Genomic DNA, 19,414 nt, shown 5'->3' on the forward strand with positions numbered 1-19,414 from the left:
AATTATATTTTAAACTGAACTTTTAAAATTTCTTTTAATTCATTTATCGCTTTAATATTTTCTTGAATTTTAAATGGTTCTTTAAAAGCAAAATCGATCGTTTTATCAAGATGTAAATAACAATGTTCAGGCTTATTAAAAGCTCCAAAAGCAACCTTTAAAAGCAAATTCTCATCTTGTTTGTAGATGCTTTCAAAATGCAAGAAAAAATCATCTTTTTTTATAGTAATATTTTTAAAGTTCTGCTCTATTTTTTTCAAATCTTCTTTAGAAAATTCAACCGATGAGAGATTAAATTCATTTAACTCATAGTTTCTACACTCTTGATTAAAATTCCACACCCAAAGATCATATATATTTTTTTCTTGCTTTTTCCATCTATCTTCATATTTGCTTGAAATTTCTAAATTTTCATTTTTTCTAAGACTAAATTTTGGAACAGGAAAAGTCAAAAATTGTTCTAGAGTAAAATTAAAATACTCAAAACTATCTGTTCTAAGTTCAAAACGACCATTTTGGGTTAAAACCCTAGCACATTCTTTGCAAAAATCTTTCCCAATAACTCGCCTATGAGGCTTTTTGTCCCAAGGAACAGGAAAATGTAGAAAAATCTTTTCAACTGATTTTGATTTTAATACACTCAATAACAATCTCGCATCACTTTGGATTAGCAAAATATTATTTACATTTTGTGCTTTAGCAAGTTTAGCCACTTGAGTTAAAGCTGGGTTGTAAATTTCCACCCCTAAAATTAAAACATTTGGATTTTCTTTTGCTTGATAAAGCAAATGTCTTCCTGATCCAAAGCCTATTTCTATATAAATTTTACCTTGAAGCTTAGACAAAAGCTCATCAAAATTATCAACGATAAATGGTGTTTTTTCAATTAAAGCATTGTTTTTAAGTCCAAAAGCTTCATTGATAATATCCTCACAAAAACCTTCTTTAAAGATTTTTAAAGCCTTTTGCAAATAACCTATTTTAGAAGGTTTTGTATGTTTGTCGCCTTTAATCACAAAATCATTTTGTGCTTTTTTAATCTGCAGAAAAAAACTCTCTTCTTGAACCTTTGTATAAATAAGACTAACATTATCATTCTTAGCAAGCCAAAGAAATTCAACATCATCCTTACTATAAGGCAGATTTATTTCTTTGATCTTTTTACTTTTAAAATTTGGCACTACTGAGCCGCCTTAACTTTGCTTGAAGGTTCTGAACGAAGTCCAGCTGAATCAATAGCAATAACTTCATAACTATATTCCACCCCTGGTAAAGCTTTTACATCTTTTAATCGCTTTTCTTTAATGCCTTTAAAAACTGCATTTTGCTCCCCACCATAGCGTCTTATTTCATACTCAACAGCTCTAGTATCATTATCACTCCATTCTAAATTTATCCCTTCACTTGTGCTTTGGGTCAAAATAATACTAGGAGCCAAAGGGTTGCCTAAAGTTTTACCTTCTACACCATCTTTTGGCATAGGACTTTCAAGACCATCTTTATCGACCATTGTTACTTTATAATACTTGCTTTTACCTGCTCCTTCTACTATATCCTCATAAGAATTTTTATCAGTCTTTGCCAAAACATTAAAAGGAAGGAAACTTGAGCTCGTAGAATAAACTTTATAATAAGAAAAATCTTCATACGTAGGAGCATCCCAAGTTAAAATGATTTTATTAGAACCATCTGTACTAGCACTTAAATGCTCAACTTGAGGAGGTAAAGCCTTGCTTGTAGAACTTACAACTTGACTTGGCTCACTCTTTATCCCATTAAAACTCACAGCAATAATTCTATAACTTGAATTTTCATTAGGTTTTAAATCACTATCGATGTATTCAGCGTTTAAACGATTTTTTACTTCTGCAATTTTTTTAAATTCTTTATCATCACCTTTGGTTCTTTCAATAATATAAGAATCAACCCTAAAATCAGAATGCGGACGCCAAATAAGTTTAATACGATTAGGCAAATTAGTCACAGCTTGAACAAAAGGAACAGCTTCAAGTCTTGGAGCTGTGCTCACTTCTATAACCTTGCCATCTTCTGAAATTTGTCCTTGCTCATTAAAGCTTTTCATCATATAACGATACTTAGTACCAGGCTCTAATTTAGTATCTACATAATGGGTTTGAAACTTATCTTTAATAGTGCCTACAAGTTTAAAATCAGGATTTTCATCACTAGAACGATACAAATAAAATCCTTTAATATTTTCATTATATAAAGGCTCCCATTCAAAAGCAATATTACTCATATCACTAAGACTTTTTAAACTTTCAACCTTTGGCAAGCTTTCATTTACAGCAGGCTCTTTACTTGAAGCTAGCGAATTCATTTGCGAAACACTACAAGCGCTAAGCAAAAGAGTTAAAAAACTCGAGTAAAAACTCAAGCGAAATCTTTTCATCATTCTCTCCTAAATTAATTTGTTCAAACATAATATTTTTAAAATCTTCCATCAAAGGTGCTTTAACAAAAATTTGTTCTTTGGTTTTTGGATGGATAAAATACAAAAAATAAGCATGTAACATTATTCTACAATCATACTTACCCTTATAACCATACAAACTATCACCTAAAATATAGCGATTTAAACTAGCCAAATGCGCTCTAATTTGATGAGTTCTTCCTGTAAAAAGCTTAGCAGCCATCAAAGTTAAATTTTCAGTTTTTACTACATTTATAAAAGCTGATTTTGCGTTTTTACTGAATTTATTTTCCTTATCTATGGCTATTTTTTTAATAGCATTAGAAGGCGAACGCATTAAAAATTTTTCTACTATAATTTTATCTTCTTTTAGTGGCAAATCAATTAACGCAAGGTAAATTCTTCCCATGCTTTTATCTGCAAGCTGTTCACTTAATTTTTGATGGGTGAAATTATTTTTCGCTATTAGTATAGCTCCGCTTGTATCTTTATCTAATCTATGGACAAGACCAGCTCTTATCTCTCCTCCTAAATTTGATAAAGTATATTTTTTTTCTATTAACCAATCCACCAAAGTGGCATTTTTAACGCTACTTGCTCCATGAACGACTAAATTTGAAGGTTTATTTAAAACAAGCAAGTCTTCATCTTCGTATAACACATCAATATCAAAATCCACTTCAAACTGAGGTTTTATCTCATTGCAAAGCTTTAAACTTGCAATAGAAATAATATCACCATTTTTAAGCTTAAATGAATTTTTATCTTGAATTTTATCATTAACCTGTACACAATCTTTTTCTATAAGTAAAGCAACTTGATTGCGACTTTGGTTTAATTTTTTAGCCAAAAATACATCAAGCCTTGAATTTTCATCTACTAAAAAAGTTTGCATTTTTTCCTTAGAGGTTTTGATAAATTTAAAATTTTAGTTTATAATTATAGCTTTATATTACCAACTGAAGGCAAATTTTGTTTAGATTAGATAGAAGAATTTTAACTCATTTTGACTATATGCAACCCATTTTATTTTTACCCATAATTCTTATTTCATTTTTCTTGATCTTTGAAGCTAATCCTTTTTTAGCAGAAAAACAGTTTGTTTATGCCTGTGTGGGATTGTTTGCTTTTATAGTTTTTTTCTTCTTCCCCATAAGGAAATTTATTTGGATTATTCCTGTTGCTTATTGGATTAATATTTTTTTATTGCTAAGCGTAGATATTTTTGGGATTGAAAAATTAGGTGCTAAAAGATGGCTTGAAATTCCTTTCACTCACTTTACTATACAACCTTCTGAAATTTTTAAACCTAGTTTTATTTTAATGCTTGCTTATCTTATTTATCAAAATCCTCCTCCAAAAAATGGATACAAGCTTAAACAATTCATCAAACTTAGCTTTTATATCATCTTACCTTTTTTGCTAATTGCAAAAGAACCTGATTTAGGAAGTGCTATGGTTTTACTACTTGTTGGTTTTGGAGTGCTTTTTATCATGGGAGTTCATTATAAAATTTGGTTAAGTATTGTTATAGCTATAAGCGTTAGCTCTCCTATTATTTATACACATCTTTTAAAGCCCTACCAAAAGCAAAGAATTCATGATTTTATTTCAGAAAAACCAAGTTATCAAGTAACCCAATCAATGATAGCTATTGGAAATGGTGGTTTAACTGGAAAATCTCAAGATGAAGCTACACAAACTCATTTTAAATTTTTACCTATTTCAACTAGCGATTTTATCTTCGCTTACATGATAGAAAGATTTGGATTTATTGGGGGATTGACATTAATTATATTTTATATTTTACTTATTTTTCATCTACTTAGTTTAAATTATAAACTTAAAGATGATTATTTTGCTAGAGTTGCTATTAATTGCGTTGCATTATTTATTTTTATTTACGCGGCAGTAAATATCTCAATGACTATAGGTTTTGCACCAGTAGTTGGAATCCCTTTGCCTTTTTTTAGTTATGGTGGAAGTTCTTTTACTATTTTTATGATTTTTTTTGGAATTTTACAGCATTTAATCACTTTTAGATATTTTTGGACGGATATAAAGGCTAAATAAAATATTTTTAAGCATTAATAAGATATAATTTTATCTTTTAATTCAACTTAGGCGGATTTATAGCTCAGTTGGTTAGAGCAACCGGCTCATAACCGGTTGGTCGCAGGTTCGAGTCCTGCTAAATCCACCATTCTACATATAAGCTATAGACTCTTTCTTTAAAAAATAACTTTTAGTTCTTTAAATATTTCAATCTTATATAAAAAAAGTATGTGATGTGATTTTTTGAAAGATAAAGTGGTGGTTAGAGGCAGAATCGAACTGCCGACACGCAGATTTTCAGTCTGCTGCTCTACCGACTGAGCTATCCAACCACAATGTTTGATAAATTAAAAATGTAATTGTATCTTTTTTTCTTTAATTTAAGTTTAAATACAAAAATAAAATTTTATTTCCCTTAAAGTTTTAATAAGATAGAATACCCGCTTTAGATCATTATCAAATGGAAATTTTTTGAAACAATTTGGACTAGATAGACGAACTTTTAAAATTTTACTAGCTGGTTATATTATTATTGCATTGTTTGGGGCTTTATTGCTACATTCAAGCTGGGCACATACAACTCCTATTGATTTTTTAGATGCCTTTTTTACAAGCACATCTGCTGTTAGTATGACAGGATTAGTAGTTAAGAACACTGCGGTTGATTTTACCTTAGCAGGACAAATTATTATCTTAGCTTTGGTGCAAATTGGAGGCTTGGGATATATGGGTATAGGTTTATTTGTTTATATACTCATACGCAAAAAAGTTGGTTTTAGTGCAAGAAATTTACTAAAAGAGTCTTTATTTTATCCATCAATGGATGGTTTATTTAAATTTTTTAAAAAGGTTTTGCTGTTCATTTTTACTATAGAATTGATAGGTGCTATACTTCTTGCCATGCGTTTTACCCTTGAAATGAATTTTAAGAAAGCTTTATGGTTTGGAATTTTTCATTCTATTAGCGCTTTTAATAATTCTGGATTTACTATATTTGAACATGGACTTATAGCTTATAAACATGATATAGCAATTAATCTTATTATCACTTCTTTGATTATTATTGGAGGGCTTGGATATTTTGTTTTGGTTGAATTATACTTTTTTCAAAGAAAAAAATTGCAAAATTTAAGCCTACATACAAAAATGGTTGTTGTTGCAAGTATTTTTCTTATTTTCTCTTCAACGCTTATTATTTTTGCTTTTGAATACTCGAATCCTCAAACTATAGGACATTTTTCATTTTTTGATAAAATTTTAAGCTCATATTTTATCGCTATTAATTACCGCACAGCAGGATTTAATACCTTAGATATGGGACATTTGCATGATGCAAGCTTATTTTTTGGATCATTGTTTATGGTTATTGGTGGTGCACCAGGTGGAACAGCTGGGGGTATGAAAGTAACAACTGTAATGGTTTTATTGCTCTATGCTTATTGGAGTATCCGCGATGGAAGAGTTAGAATTTTTGGACATGAAATTCCAAGAGAAACTATATCTAAAGCTTTTATTATAGCTGTAGGTTCAGCTGTTTATATAGTAATAGCTGTTATTTTGCTTTCCTTGCTAGAGTCAAAATTTGATTTTATAGCCTTGCTTTTTGAAACTTCTTCGGCTTTTGCAACCGTAGGAATTTCAGTAGGAAATGGTGGAACTTTATCTTTATGCGCTTTGTTTAGTGATCCTAGCAAGGTGATTATCATCATTATGATGCTAAGTGGTAGGATAGGTGTTTTTGCTTTTTTACTCTCGGTATTCAAACAAGACAAAGCTATTCATTTAAAATTCCCTGAAGGAAAGGTTAATTTATAAAGGTAAAATCGTGAAAAATCTTAATTATGGAATCATAGGACTTGGAAAATTTGGATCAGTTGTAGCAGATGAACTCATTGCTGGAGGTCATACTGTTATCGTTGCGGATAAAGATGAGGAAGCTTTAAAAAGTATACAAAATCCTCCAAGTTATGCTTATATTTTAGATTCTACAAATATTTCAGCCCTAAAAGAAGCAGGCTTTCATGATGTTGAAGTTGTTATTGTTAGCATAGGAGAAAATGTTGAAAAATCAATCCTTACTCTTATGGCGCTTAAAGATATAGGTGTTAAAAATATCATTGCTAAAGCAACCTCTAATATCCATGGTCAAATTCTTTCTAAGTTAGGTGCAACAAAGGTTATTTATCCTGAAAAAGAAAGTGCTAAAAGACTAGTAAAAGAATTTTTAACTAAAGATGCTGATTATGAAGTTTTTGATCTTTCAGCAAATACTATACGAGCTATTAAGATCAATATAGATGAAAAATTAGCAGGAAATTCTTTAAAACATGTAGCACAAAATATGAAAGTGATTTCTTATAAAAAATTAAATAGTGACTGGGAAATACTACCTGATTTAGAAACCACGACAGTTTATAGTGGAGATGTCGTAATACTCCTTGGAACAGTTAAAGAACTTAGAGAATTTGAACACTAAGCAAGATTTAAAGCCTTACAAGCCTTTACAAAACGCTTTAAGGCTGTTTTTTCTTTGGTAGAAATTTTATGATATATAACTTCATCTAAATAATATCTAACATCTTTTATATCTAAATCCCTTGTTTTGGCATAATTTTGCAGTATATAATAAGGAATTTTAATCTTTGTTTTTGGAAATTTTTTCAAAATTTGTTTATATAAAGCTTTTTTTTGCACACAAGAAAATCTAGCAAAAACAAAAGGCAATCCTGTTTTTTCGTGCCATTTTGCACATAAATCGATATATTTAGAAGGATCTTTTAGATAAAGCTTTAAAGCCTTATCACCTATAATTACTTTTCCATCTTGTTTTAATACTTTAGCCAGAGCGTTTGAAGTTGCTGAACTTGGATCTTTGGCATTTGATGTATTTTTTTCTACTAATACACTTAAAACTCTTTTATTAGCACAAATACCCAAATCTAAATTTTTATATTTTTTTCTAGCACTTTCTATGCTTGAAATGATAGCTGCATCAATTCTTCTATAAAATAAATCTTTATTTAGCTTACTTGGAACTCCTTTTTTATACTCCATACTTGCTTTATAACCATTAGGTAGGGGATATTTCTTAAGATATATATGTAAAGGTAAAAGATTAATATAATCAATTTTTCCAAAAATCATCTCTTTTAAAGAGTGTTAAACACTCTATCTCCTGCATCTCCAAGCCCTGGGATAATATAACCTTTTTCATTTAAACCTTCATCAATACAAGCCACAAAAACTTCTACATCATCATGCATTTGGCTAAATTTTTTCAAACCTTGTGGAGCAGCAAGTATGGATATAAATTTTATTCTTTTAACTCCTTGGCTTTTTAAAAAATTACAAGCCTCTATAGCAGTCCCACCTGTAGCAAACATAGGATCTATAACAATAGCAGTGCGTTTTTTTGCATCTTTGGGAAGTTTTTGAAAATAAAAATCCGCCTTTAAAGTTTCTTCATTTCTCACAAACCCCAAAAACCCAACACTTGCATCAGGAATCATCTTAAAAACACTTTCAAGCATTCCTAATGCAGCCCTTAAAATAGGACAAATCATAATCTTTTCATCAAGTTTTTTTACTGTAGTTTTTTGTATAGGTGTTGAAATTTCAATTTCTTTTAAAGAAAAATCTTTACTCGCTTCAAAAAGCAAAAAAGATGAAATTTCATCGATTAACATACGAAATTGAAAGGGCTTTGTCTCTTTAGCCCTTAAAATTCCTAATTTATGTTCGATCAATGGATGATTGATACAATGAATATTTTTCATTTTAAGCTTTCAAAATAAGCTTTCTCATCAAAATTTTTCACCTTAGCCACACCATCTTTTACCGCAGCTGCTGCTACAGCTGTACTTACTGCAGCTTTTACTCTTTCATCAAAAGGTTTTGGTATAACATAATCTCTTCCAAATTCTAAAGTGCTTAAATTATAAGCTTTTTTAACCGCATCGCTTACAGGAAGTTTTGCAAGATCTGCTAATGCTTTAGCAGCCGCTACTTTCATATTTTCAGTGATTTTACTTGCACGCACATCTAAAGCCCCACGGAAAATAAAAGGAAAACCTAAAACATTATTGATTTGATTTGGATAATCACTTCTTCCTGTTCCTACAATCGCATCTTTTCTAAGTCTAGCTACATCTTCAGGCATCACTTCAGGAATAGGATTTGCCAAAGCAAAAATCACAGGATCTTTTGCCATGCTTAAAACCATTTCATCATCAAGAATTTTTGGTGCACTAAGTCCTAGGAAAACATCAGCTCCTTTTAAAACTTCTTTTAAAGTCTTTTCCTTAGAATCAACAGCAAATTCAAGCTTTTGAGGAGTTAAATCATTTCTATCTTTAGAAATCACTCCTTTGCTATCTACTAAAATAATATTTTCGACCCCTAAATTTCTATACATTTTAGCACTTGCTATACCTGCAGCACCTGCGCCACTTACAACCACCTTAATGTCTTTAAATTTTTTACCACTTATTTCCATAGCATTCATAAGTCCCGCAGTTGAAATAATAGCCGTTCCATGTTGATCATCATGCATTACAGGAATTCCTAAATCTTGCAAAGCCGCTTCAATTTCAAAACATTTTGGCGCAGCAATATCTTCTAAATTGATCCCGCCCACAGTTGGAGCCAAAGACTTGCAAAAATTTACAATCTCTTCTATACTATGAACATCAATTTCTATATCATAAGCATTGACATTTGCAAATTTTTTAAACAAACAAGCCTTACCTTCCATAACAGGTTTTGAAGCCTGTGCTCCTATGTTTCCAAGTCCTAAAACAGCAGAACCATCACTAACTATAGCTACTAAATTAGCCTTATTTGTATAAGTATAAGCAAGCTCATTATCTTTAGCGATTTCAAGGCAAGGTTCTGCAACTCCTGGGCTATACGCCAAAGATAGATCATGGCTTGTAGCCATTGGCTTACTTGGTACAATATCAATTTTCCCACCTAAATGGTATTTTAAAGCTTCTTCTTTTAAATTCATTTTATTTTCCTCTAACTTTTAAAAAATTTTCTATTCTTTTTTTACACTCATCAACCTCTAAAAATTCTAATACTTCAAAAATACTAGGACTTACCGCACTCCCTGTTAAAGCTATGCGTATAGGCTGAGCCAAATCTTTTAACTTTGCTTCTTTTTTTTCTAAAAAATCATTTGTAAAATCTTCAAAATCTTTACCTGTTTTTTGATCTTTAAGTGTATTAGCAAATGCTTGGAGCAATTCTAAATTATTTTTGTTAATAAATTTTTGTACTGCATTTTCATCATAATTTTGCGGCGCATTAACTATACTTTTTGCACCATTGATAATATCATGCAAGGTTTTTGCACGCTCTCTTAATAAATCAAGTAAAAATCCTGCCTTTTCATAAACAGATAAATCAAAGCCAAGATCCTTAAGCTGACGGTTAATCTCTTCAAAAGGCAAAGTTTTAATATAATGAGCGTTAAGCCATTCAAGCTTTTTAGCATTATAACAAGATGCGCTTTTATTAATATGATAAGGATCAAAAAGTTTTTTCAAATCTTCTAATGAAAAAACCTCATCATCACCATGGCTCCAACCTAAACGCACAAGAAAATTAAGCAAAGCTTGAGGTAAAATTCCCATTTCTTTGTATTCCATAACATCAGTTGCCCCATGTCTTTTTGAAAGCTTTTTACCATCTTCTCCATGTATCATAGCCACATGAAAAAATTTAGGAATTTTAAAACCCAATGCCTCATAAAGCACAATTTGTTTAGGAGTATTTGAAAGATGATCATCTCCGCGAATCACATCACTTACCCCCATTAAAGCATCATCAATAACAACAGTAAAATTATAAGTTGGAGTTCCATCACTTCTTGCAATGATAAAATCATCCATTATATCCTCTGCTTTAAATCTCACCTCGCCTTTAACCCCATCTTCAAAAACAATCTCACCGCTTTGAGGTGCTTTAATACGCACAACAGGCTCTATACCCTGAGGTGGCGTGCCTGTAAATTCTCTATATCTTCCATCATATCTTGGGCGCTCTTTGGCAGCTTCTTGCTTGGCGCGCAATTCTTCTAATTCTTCTTTACTCATATAACAATAATACGCCTTGCCTTCATCTAAAAGCTTTTTAACATATTCTTTATAAAGATCAAAACGCTCTGATTGGTAAGTTACTTCTCCATCATGTTCTAAACCGCACCATTTAAAAGCTTCGATAATTGCTTTAGTAGCTTCTTTGGAATTTCTTTTTAAATCCGTATCTTCGATACGAAGTAAAAAATTTCCACCATTTTTTCTAGCGTATAAATAATTATAAAGAGCTGTTCTAAGTCCACCTATGTGCAAATACCCTGTTGGGCTTGGAGCAAAACGCGTTGTAAGTTTTTCGTGCATTTTTTGCCTTTTCTTAAATTTTTATTGATATAATGCGATATTTATACTTAAATAAAGGTTTGAAATGAAAAAAATTTTATTAAGTTTTGCATTTTTTGCAAGTTTAGCTAGTGCAAATACCATTAATGCTATAGCTGTAGTTGTAGACAAAGAGCCTATCACAACTTATGATATAGATCAAACTATGAAAGCACTTAAAATTGATAGAAATAAAGCTTTAGGCGTACTCATCAATGAAAAAATGGAAATTTCACAAATGAAACAACTAGGTATTGTAGTCAATGATCTAGAGCTTGATGATGCTATAAATAAAATGCTTGCTCAAAACAAAACGACTTTAAATGCTTTCAAAGCAAATTTAAAATCCAAAAATCAAAGCTATGAACAATTTCGTGCAAATTTTAAAAAAGACTTAGAAAAAAGAAAGCTTTATGAAAAAATCGCAAGTATGGCAAAAACTGATTTTAGTGATGATGGAGCAAAAAAATTTTTCGAACAAAATAAAGATAAATTCACTTTTTATACACAAATTAATGCAAATATTTATCTATCAAACAATCCTCAAACTTTAGAAAATATCAAAAATACAAAAAAAACAATCCTTAAACCACAAAATGCATCTTTAAACACAAGTAATGCCGATCCAAGACTTTTAGGGCTTTTATCACAAATTCCTGTTGGAGGCTTTTCCCCTGTTTTAAATGGAAAAAATGGCTATGAACTCTATGAAGTTAAAAGCAGAGATGGGGCACAAACTCCTGAATATGAACAAGTTAAAAATGAAGTTTTAAACGCTTATGTAAGTGAACAAAGACAAAATTTTATACAGGATTATTTTGATAAACTCCGCTCTAAAATCAATATAGAATATTTAAGATAAAAATTACAATTAAAATTTCCCTTTAATAGGGAAATTTTAATGTCTTGCAAGATAATTTGTATCGTAATTATTATTAATAAAATCAGGATTTTCCATCATAGAAAGATGAAAATCTTTGGTTGTTTTTATCCCACTTATAAGCAACTCATCTAAAGCTACTTTCATTTTTGCAATAGCTTTATTGCGATCTTCTGCCCAAACTACAAGTTTGCCTATCATAGAATCATAATAAGGAGGCACGCTATAGTCTTGATAACAATGACTTTCCATTCTGACATTGCGTCCTGCTGGTGGAATGTATTTAGTAATCTTACCTGGACTTGGCAAGAAAGTTTTGGAATCTTCGGCTGTGATTCTACATTCTATAGAATGCCCATTTAATTTAATACTTTCTTGAGATGGTAAAGCATAACCTTCTGCTACTTTAATCATTTGTTCTATGATATCAATCCCACTTACCATTTCACTTACACAGTGTTCAACTTGCAAACGCGTATTCATTTCTATAAAATAAAAATCCAAATTTTTATCTACCAAAAACTCAAAAGTTCCCGCACCTTCATAGCCTATAGCTTTAGCCGCTTTAACAGCAGTTTCATGAAGCCTAGTACGTGTTTTTTCATCAAGTAAAATTGCAGGGGACTCTTCTATAAGTTTTTGATGGCGTCTTTGCATAGAACAATCTCTTTCGCCCACATGGATCACATTACCAAAACTATCTCCTATAACCTGCACTTCTATATGACGTGGATTTTGTATGTATTTTTCCATATACATAGTTCCATCACCAAATGCTGTCATAGCCTCACTTTCAGCCGACCAATACGCTTTTTCAAGATCTTTTTCATTTTCAACCACACGCATACCACGACCACCACCACCTGCGGCTGCTTTTAAAATCACAGGATAGCCTATTTCTTTGGCAAGTTTTTTAGCTGCTTCAGCTCCGGCTAAAGCTCCATCACTTCCTGGGATTACAGGTACGCCTGCTCTTTGCATTACTTGTTTAGCTTTTGATTTATCACTCATTAAATTCATAGCTTCTACAGAAGGACCTATGAATTTAATGTTATGTTTAGCACAAATTTCAACAAAATTTTGATTTTCGCTTAAAAATCCATATCCTGGAAAAATCGCATCTGCTTCAGCAATTTCAGCTGCTGTAATAATAGCTGGGATATTTAAATAGCTTTCAGAACTTCTTGCTTTGCCTATACAAATGCTTGCATCAGCGTATTTTAAATACAAAGCATCTTTATCTGCTTCAGAGTACACACAAATTGCTTTTTTACCCATTTCTTTAATCGTTCTTAAAGCACGCAGTGCTATTTCTCCACGATTAGCAATTAATATGCTTTTAATTTCCATTTTATAATTTCTCCACCGCAAATAAAGGCATTCCAAATTCTACAGGCTGACCATCAGCAACTAAAATTTCAGCGATCCTACAATCAAATTCCGCTTCAATTTCATTCATGATTTTCATCGCTTCGATAATAGCTATAGTATCGCCTTTTTTAACCGTACTACCTACTTTTACAAAAGGTGCTGCACCTGGACTTGGAGCTTGATAGAAAGTTCCTACCATAGGGCTATTTATACTTGGTTTGTTTGATTTTACACTTTGACTAGGTTGAGCTTCGTTTACAACGCTTACATTGATAGGTTGTGGAGCTGGAACTGGAGGACAAACAGGAGCTGGAACATCACAGCACATATCTCTTTCAAGTTCTATTTCAAAACCATCTTGTTCTTTGATCTTAATTTTACTAATATTTGCTTCAGCAAAAAGGTTTACTAACTCTTTAATTTCTTCTTTTGTCATAAAATTCTCCTACAAAATTTAAGAACTTAACCTTGTATTATATAAAAAAACTTGAAATTTAACTTTAAAAAAGAAAAAAATCATAAAAAATATAGATTTTTTAGGTTATAATCCTTACAAACAATTACAAATATTAAAAAGGTTAAAAATGGGCTTAAAAGCGGATAATTGGATAAGAAAAATGGCATTAGAACACAAGATGATCGAACCATTTTGCGAAGCAAATATAGGAAAAGGTGTGGTAAGCTATGGACTTTCAAGCTATGGTTATGATATACGCGTAGGACGTGAGTTTAAAATTTTTACCAATGTTAATTCAACTGTAGTGGATCCAAAAAATTTCGTAGAAGAAAATGTAGTAGATTTTGAAGGTGATGTATGTATAGTTCCTGCAAATTCTTTTACCCTAGCTAGAACTATAGAGTATTTTAAAATGCCTGATGATGTCTTAGCTATTTGTCTTGGCAAAAGCACTTATGCAAGATGTGGTATCATCGTCAATGTTACCCCTTTTGAACCAGGTTTTGAAGGACATATTACTATAGAAATTTCAAATACTACGCCTTTACCTGCAAAAATTTATGCTAATGAAGGCATAGCACAAGTGTTGTTTTTGCAAGGCGATGAAAAATGTGACACCACTTATAAAGATAAAAAAGGCAAGTATCAAGCTCAAACGGGCATAACCTTGCCAAGAATTTTAAAATAGGAACACTTGTTGCTTTAATTTTAAAAAACTTAAGCAAAGGAAGGCAAAATGTTTAACAAAAAAAATATCTTAATCACAGGCGGAACAGGCTCTTTTGGAAAAACCTATACTAAGGTTTTGCTAGAAAATTACAAACCTAATAAAATCATCATTTATTCTCGTGATGAGCTTAAACAATTTGAAATGGCAAGCGTTTTTAACGCTTCTTGCATGCGTTATTTCATAGGAGATGTAAGAGACAAAGAGCGTTTAAGCACTGCTATGCGTGATGTGGATTTTGTTATACATGCTGCTGCGATGAAGCATGTGCCTATTGCTGAATATAACCCTATGGAATGTATAAAAACAAACATCCACGGCGCGCAAAATGTCATAGATGCTTGTTTTGAAAATGGGGTTAAAAAATGTATCGCTCTTAGTACGGATAAGGCTTGCAATCCTGTAAATTTATACGGTGCAACCAAACTTGCAAGCGATAAGCTTTTTGTCGCTGCAAACAACATAGCAGGTAACAAGCAAACACGCTTTGGTGTTACAAGATATGGCAATGTTGTAGGTTCAAGAGGTTCAGTGGTGCCTTTCTTTAAAAAACTCATCAGCGAAGGAGCTAAAGAACTTCCTATCACCGATACGAGAATGACTCGTTTTTGGATCAGCCTTGAAGATGGAGTAAAATTTGTACTGAGTAATTTTGAAAGAATGCATGGAGGAGAAATCTTTATCCCTAAAATTCCTTCGATGAAAATCACCGATCTAGCCCATGCTCTAGCTCCTAATTTAAGCCATAAAATCATAGGCATAAGAGCAGGAGAAAAACTACATGAAATCATGATTTCAAGCGATGATAGTCATTTAACCTATGAATTTGAAAACTACTATGCCATAAGCCCTAGCATTAAACTTGTAGATAAAGATAATGACTTTAGTATCAATGCCCTAGGCGAAAAAGGACAAAAGGTAAAAGATGGTTTTTCTTATAGTTCGGATAATAATCCTTTATGGACAAGCGAAAAAGAACTTTTAGAAATCATCAATCACACCGAAGGTTTTTAAAATGCTTACTTATTCTCATCAAAACATCGATCAAAGCGATATAGATGCGCTTACAAAAGCTTTAAAAGATGAAATTTTAACAGGGGGTAAAAAGGTAGATGAATTTGAAGAAGCCCTTTGTGAATATGTGGGCGTAAAACACGCTTGTGTATTAAACTCAGCCACTTCAGCCCTTCATCTTGCCTATACAGCACTAGGCATCAAAGAAAAAATCGTTTTAACCACTCCTTTAACCTTCGCTGCTACGGCTAATGCGGCCTTAATAGCTGGAGCTAAGGTAGAGTTTATCGACATTAAAAACGATGGCAATATTGATGAAAAAAAACTAGAAGCAAGACTTTTAAAAGATAGTAAAAATATAGGAGCTATTAGCGTGGTGGATTTTGGGGGAAATAGCGTTGAAATAGATGAAATTTCAAGCCTTGCTAAAAAATACAATATCCCTTTAATCGATGATGCAAGCCATGCTTTAGGTGCCTTATATAAAAGTGAAAAAGTAGGAAAAAAAGCCGATCTTTCTATCTTTTCTTTTCATCCTGTTAAACCCATCACTACTTTTGAAGGCGGGGCTGTGGTGAGTGATAATGAAGAGCTTATCACCAAAATCAAGCTTTTAAAAAGCCATGGTATAATTAAAAAAAGGCTTTGGGATAGCGATATGGTAGAACTTGGCTATAATTACCGCTTAAGCGATGTTGCTTGTGCTTTAGGGATAAACCAGCTTAAAAAACTCGATCACAATCTTGAAAAAAGAGAAGAAATCGCAAGTTTTTACGATAAAGAATTTGAAAAAAATCCTTATTTTTCCACGATAAAAATCAAAAATTATAAAAAAAGCTCAAGACATTTATACCCTATCTTGCTTTTTCCTGAATTTTATTGTCAAAAAGAAGAACTTTTTGAAAGCTTACTTCATACAGGAATTGGCGTACAGGTACATTATAAACCAACTTATGAGTTTAGTTTTTATAAAAAACTCTTAGGAGAAATCAGACTCCAAAATGCGGATAATTTTTACAAAGCCGAGCTTAGCATACCTTGTCATCAAGAAATGAATCTAAAGGATGCAAAATTTGTAAAAGATACTTTATTTAGCATTCTTGAAAAAGTTAAAAAGGGATATTGTGGATAAGCTAGACTTTAGAAGTCAAGATTTTAGCCAAACTGGAAAGGCTATGTATGAACTAGCTTGTGAACTTTTTCCTATCCCTAGAAGTATCACAGGGCAAGGTTTTAGAGATAGCTTAGAAATTTTAAATAAAACTCTGGGCGGGGGGGGGGATACTCAAATTTCACTCTATAAAAAGTGGTACAAAGGTTTTTGACTGGATAGTCCCTGATGAATGGAACGCCAAAGAAGCCTATATCATCACTCCAGAAGGAGAAAAAATTTGTGATTTTAAAAAGCATAATCTACACCTTCTAAACTATAGCGAAGCTATCGATAAAGAAATCGAACTAGAAGAACTTCAAGATCATCTTTACTCCATAGAAGAAATGCCCGATGCTATTCCTTATGTAACGAGTTATTACAAAAGGCGTTGGGGATTTTGTCTCACGCATAATGAAAGAAAAAAACTTAAAAAAGGCAAATACAAAGTTTATATCGATGCAAAACATGATGAAAATGGGGTTTTGGACTATGCTGATTTTATCCTACCTAGTACGCAAAATTCAAAAGATGAAATTTTAATTTCAACCTATCTTTGTCATCCTTCCATGGCAAATAACGAGCTTAGTGGCCCTGTGGTGGCTATTTTCCTAGCAAAATGGCTTTTGAGTTTAAAAGAAAGAAAATATAATTACCGCTTTGTCATCATCCCTGAAACCATAGGGTCTATAGTCTATCTTAGCAAACATTTAGAGCATTTAAAAAAATATGTTAAAGCAGGCTTTGTGCTTTCTTGCTTAGGCGATGATCATGCTTACTCACTCATACATACACCTAAAGAAAACACTCTAAGCGATAAAGTTGCCTTGCATACGCTTAAAAATAAAGAAAATTTCAAAGCTTTTAGTTTTTTGGATCGCGGAAGCGATGAAAGACAATACAATGCTCCGCTTGTAAATCTTGGCATTGTAGGAGTATGTCGCACAAGATACGGTGACTATGATGGATATCATAACTCAAAAGATGATCTCAATTTTATCTCTGAAAAAGGCTTAATGGGTGGACTTTCAAGCATACAAGAAATGATTTTAAATCTAGAAATCAACGCTGTATATGAAAACACCATAGTATGCGAACCCAATCTTGGTAAAAGAGGACTATATCACACCCTTAGCACTGCTAATGACATTCCTTTGGCTTGTAATTTTTTGGCTTACTGTGATGGGGAAAATGATATCATCGATATAGCCAATATCTTAAATATGCAAGCTTATGAATTTAAAGAACTTTTGGAAAAAATAAAATTTTATGGACTGGTAAAATGAAATATTTTTTAGAACACAATGGCAAAAAATACTCCGATAAGGATTTAATAGATGCTTTTTATCAACTAGGTATAAAAAGGGGTGATATTTTATGCGTACATACAGAACTTATGAAATTTGGCAAAGCTTTGCTTACTAAAAATGATTTTTTAAAAACCTTACTTGAATGCTTTTTTAAAGTGCTAGGCAAGGAAGGCACTCTTCTAATGCCAACCTTTACTTATAGTTTTTGCAAAAATGAAACTTATGATAAAGTGCATTCTAAAGGCAAAGTGGGAGTGCTGAATGAATTTTTTAGAACTAGCGGGGGGGGGTTAGGCGAACTAGCGACCCTATTTTTTCCTTTGCTGTGAAGGGTGCTAAAGCGGATATTTTTTTAAAAGAAAACTCAAGCTGTTTTGGAAAGGATAGTGTATATGAAATTTTAACTAGGGAAGGTGGGAAATTTATGCTTTTAGGCTTGAATTATGGACACGCCCTAACGCATTATGCTGAAGAGAGAAATACCAGCTTTTGCAGGTATTTTAAGGAATTTAAGGGCTTGGTGATTGACGAGCTAGGACAAAAAAGAGAAAAAAGGATAAATTATTATGTAAGAGACTTGGAAAAAGCCTATGTATGCAGCCTTGATAAGATAAATGAAATCGTGCGGCAAACAAGGTATTACAAAAGCATAAAATTTGCAGGAGATTTTCTAGAAAGCTATGATGCTAAAGAATATGTCAAAGCCATAGGCAACGCCCTTAAGCAGGATAAATTTGCCATATATGAAAAGCTTCTTTTATGAAAAATATTTAAAGGTAGTTTATGAAATATTTACTTGAATTTGAAAATAAAAAATACTCCACTTACGACTTCATAGAAACTTTTTACAAACTAGGACTACAAAAAGGCGATACCTTGTGTGTGCATACTGAACTTTTTAATTTCGGTTTTCCCTTGCTTTCTAGAAATGAATTTTTACAGACTATATTAGATTGTTTTTTTGAAGTTATAGGCAAAGAAGGCACTTTGATCATGCCAACCTTTACTTATAGTTTTTGCAAAAATGAAGTTTATGACAAAATAAATTCCAAAACAAAAATGGGAGCATTAAATGAATATTTTCGCAAACAAACAGGAGTAAAACGCACAAACGATCCTATATTTTCTTTTGCTATAAAAGGAGCAAAAGAAGAATTATTTTTAAAAGATACAACAAGTTGTTTTGGGGAAAATTGTGTTTATGAGGTTTTAACCAAAGAGAATGGAAAATATATGACATTTGGAGGCCAAGGACACACACTAACACATTATGCAGAAGAACAATTTAATGTATTTTACAGATATCATAAAATTTTCTCTGGAATTTTAATTGATGAAAACAATATATCATACAATAAAACCATTAGTTATTATGTTAGAAAACTTGACATATCTTCTGAACCCAATTTAATTAACATTATCAATATTGTTAATAATACTAAAAATTTTAAAAAAAACAATTTTGCAGGAGATCATATAAATATTTACAACGCTAAAGAATATATAGAAATTTTATGGAAAAAATTAGATATAAACCAAACAATTCTAATAGAAAATTATGATACAATATATTAATTTTCAACATTCTCAAGAAAGT

The 19,414-nt window shown here is 31.8% G+C and carries 17 protein-coding genes, 2 tRNA genes and 2 pseudogenes; 11 read left to right on the plus strand and 10 right to left on the minus strand.

Annotation, left to right across the window (positions count from 1 at the left end; genetic code table 11):
* Positions 1 to 2: 2 nt before the first annotated feature.
* Genes trmB through OT390_RS06515 form a run of 3 tightly spaced genes read right to left on the minus strand, consistent with a single transcriptional unit; the run spans position 3 to position 3,329 of the window.
* Positions 3 to 1,181, minus strand: a complete 1,179-nt coding sequence (trmB, locus tag OT390_RS06505) for a tRNA (guanosine(46)-N7)-methyltransferase TrmB (protein WP_002887891.1) — start codon at positions 1,179 to 1,181, stop codon at positions 3 to 5.
* Positions 1,181 to 2,416 carry a fibronectin type III domain-containing protein gene (locus OT390_RS06510; protein ID WP_079463181.1) on the minus strand — a complete coding sequence of 412 codons (1,236 nt, stop codon included), beginning with the start codon at positions 2,414 to 2,416 and terminating at the stop codon, positions 1,181 to 1,183. The genes trmB and OT390_RS06510 overlap by 1 nt, the downstream gene beginning before the upstream one ends.
* Positions 2,361 to 3,329, minus strand: coding sequence for an RluA family pseudouridine synthase (locus OT390_RS06515; protein WP_002858282.1), 969 nt, complete (start codon positions 3,327 to 3,329; stop codon positions 2,361 to 2,363). The genes OT390_RS06510 and OT390_RS06515 overlap by 56 nt, the downstream gene beginning before the upstream one ends.
* Before the next feature lie 77 nt (positions 3,330 to 3,406).
* Here OT390_RS06515 and OT390_RS06520 point away from each other — a divergent pair, with 77 nt between their 5' ends.
* Positions 3,407 to 4,507 (plus strand): FtsW/RodA/SpoVE family cell cycle protein, encoded by a 1,101-nt coding sequence (locus tag OT390_RS06520; protein WP_032586745.1) that lies wholly within the window; start codon positions 3,407 to 3,409, stop codon positions 4,505 to 4,507.
* Between the two features lie 53 nt (positions 4,508 to 4,560).
* A tRNA-Ile gene (locus OT390_RS06525) sits at positions 4,561 to 4,637 on the plus strand.
* Positions 4,638 to 4,745: 108 nt separating this feature from the next.
* Here the strand turns inward: OT390_RS06525 and OT390_RS06530 are convergent.
* Positions 4,746 to 4,821 (minus strand) — tRNA-Phe (locus OT390_RS06530).
* Positions 4,822 to 4,960: 139 nt separating this feature from the next.
* Between OT390_RS06530 and OT390_RS06535 the strand changes: the two genes are divergently transcribed.
* Positions 4,961 to 6,304, plus strand: a complete 1,344-nt coding sequence (locus OT390_RS06535; RefSeq protein ID WP_002859327.1) for a TrkH family potassium uptake protein — start codon at positions 4,961 to 4,963, stop codon at positions 6,302 to 6,304.
* A 10-nt stretch (positions 6,305 to 6,314) separates the two neighbouring features.
* Positions 6,315 to 6,965, plus strand: coding sequence for a TrkA family potassium uptake protein (locus tag OT390_RS06540; protein WP_002853664.1), 651 nt, complete (start codon positions 6,315 to 6,317; stop codon positions 6,963 to 6,965).
* Here the strand turns inward: OT390_RS06540 and OT390_RS06545 are convergent.
* Genes OT390_RS06545 through gltX form a run of 4 tightly spaced genes read right to left on the minus strand, consistent with a single transcriptional unit; the run spans position 6,962 to position 10,890 of the window.
* Entirely contained in the window at positions 6,962 to 7,633 is a 672-nt protein-coding gene (locus OT390_RS06545) for an MqnA/MqnD/SBP family protein (protein ID WP_002857885.1), read from the minus strand. The genes OT390_RS06540 and OT390_RS06545 overlap by 4 nt on opposite strands.
* A 5-nt stretch (positions 7,634 to 7,638) precedes the next feature.
* On the minus strand, positions 7,639 to 8,265 hold the full coding sequence (upp, locus tag OT390_RS06550; protein WP_032586747.1) for a uracil phosphoribosyltransferase: 627 nt from the start codon (positions 8,263 to 8,265) through the stop codon (positions 7,639 to 7,641).
* On the minus strand, positions 8,262 to 9,497 hold the full coding sequence (locus tag OT390_RS06555) for a malic enzyme-like NAD(P)-binding protein (protein WP_002859330.1): 1,236 nt from the start codon (positions 9,495 to 9,497) through the stop codon (positions 8,262 to 8,264). Before OT390_RS06555 ends, upp begins: the two co-directional genes overlap by 4 nt.
* Position 9,498: 1 nt before the next feature.
* Positions 9,499 to 10,890: a glutamate--tRNA ligase gene (gltX, locus tag OT390_RS06560; protein ID WP_002871651.1), complete on the minus strand. Its 1,392-nt coding sequence runs from the start codon at positions 10,888 to 10,890 to the stop codon at positions 9,499 to 9,501.
* 64 nt (positions 10,891 to 10,954) lie between these two features.
* Here gltX and salC point away from each other — a divergent pair, with 64 nt between their 5' ends.
* A complete protein-coding gene (gene salC, locus OT390_RS06565) occupies positions 10,955 to 11,770 on the plus strand; it encodes a peptidylprolyl isomerase SalC (protein ID WP_002859332.1) in 816 nt (271 codons plus the stop codon).
* A 36-nt stretch (positions 11,771 to 11,806) separates the two neighbouring features.
* Here the strand turns inward: salC and OT390_RS06570 are convergent, their stop codons facing one another.
* Positions 11,807 to 13,138, minus strand: coding sequence for an acetyl-CoA carboxylase biotin carboxylase subunit (locus OT390_RS06570; RefSeq protein ID WP_002860484.1), 1,332 nt, complete (start codon positions 13,136 to 13,138; stop codon positions 11,807 to 11,809).
* 1 nt (position 13,139) lies between these two features.
* Positions 13,140 to 13,595 (minus strand): acetyl-CoA carboxylase biotin carboxyl carrier protein, encoded by a 456-nt coding sequence (gene accB / locus OT390_RS06575; protein ID WP_002853623.1) that lies wholly within the window; start codon positions 13,593 to 13,595, stop codon positions 13,140 to 13,142.
* Positions 13,596 to 13,743: 148 nt separating this feature from the next.
* On the opposite strand from accB, the gene dcd reads away from it, so the two are divergent.
* The 6 genes and pseudogenes from dcd (at position 13,744) to legH (ending at position 19,392) form a co-directional block, all read left to right on the plus strand.
* Positions 13,744 to 14,304: a dCTP deaminase gene (gene dcd, locus OT390_RS06580; protein WP_002859334.1), complete on the plus strand. Its 561-nt coding sequence runs from the start codon at positions 13,744 to 13,746 to the stop codon at positions 14,302 to 14,304.
* A gap of 48 nt (positions 14,305 to 14,352) precedes the next feature.
* Positions 14,353 to 15,357, plus strand: a complete 1,005-nt coding sequence (gene pseB / locus OT390_RS06585) for a UDP-N-acetylglucosamine 4,6-dehydratase (inverting) (RefSeq protein ID WP_002859335.1) — start codon at positions 14,353 to 14,355, stop codon at positions 15,355 to 15,357.
* Between the two features lies 1 nt (position 15,358).
* A complete protein-coding gene (gene pseC, locus OT390_RS06590; protein ID WP_004297641.1) occupies positions 15,359 to 16,489 on the plus strand; it encodes a UDP-4-amino-4,6-dideoxy-N-acetyl-beta-L-altrosamine transaminase in 1,131 nt (376 codons plus the stop codon).
* Positions 16,482 to 17,793, plus strand: a pseudogene (locus OT390_RS06595) (DUF4910 domain-containing protein). Before pseC ends, OT390_RS06595 begins: the two are co-directional and overlap by 8 nt.
* Positions 17,790 to 18,580, plus strand: a pseudogene (locus tag OT390_RS06600) (AAC(3) family N-acetyltransferase). The pseudogenes OT390_RS06595 and OT390_RS06600 overlap by 4 nt, the downstream one beginning before the upstream one ends.
* A gap of 20 nt (positions 18,581 to 18,600) precedes the next feature.
* Positions 18,601 to 19,392, plus strand: a complete 792-nt coding sequence (legH, locus tag OT390_RS06605; RefSeq protein WP_002856586.1) for an N-acetyltransferase LegH — start codon at positions 18,601 to 18,603, stop codon at positions 19,390 to 19,392.
* The last annotated feature ends 22 nt before the right edge of the window (positions 19,393 to 19,414 follow it).

It is taken from the genome of Campylobacter sp. CFSAN122748 (genome assembly GCF_045277125.1).
Lineage (GTDB): Bacteria > Campylobacterota > Campylobacteria > Campylobacterales > Campylobacteraceae > Campylobacter_D > Campylobacter_D jejuni.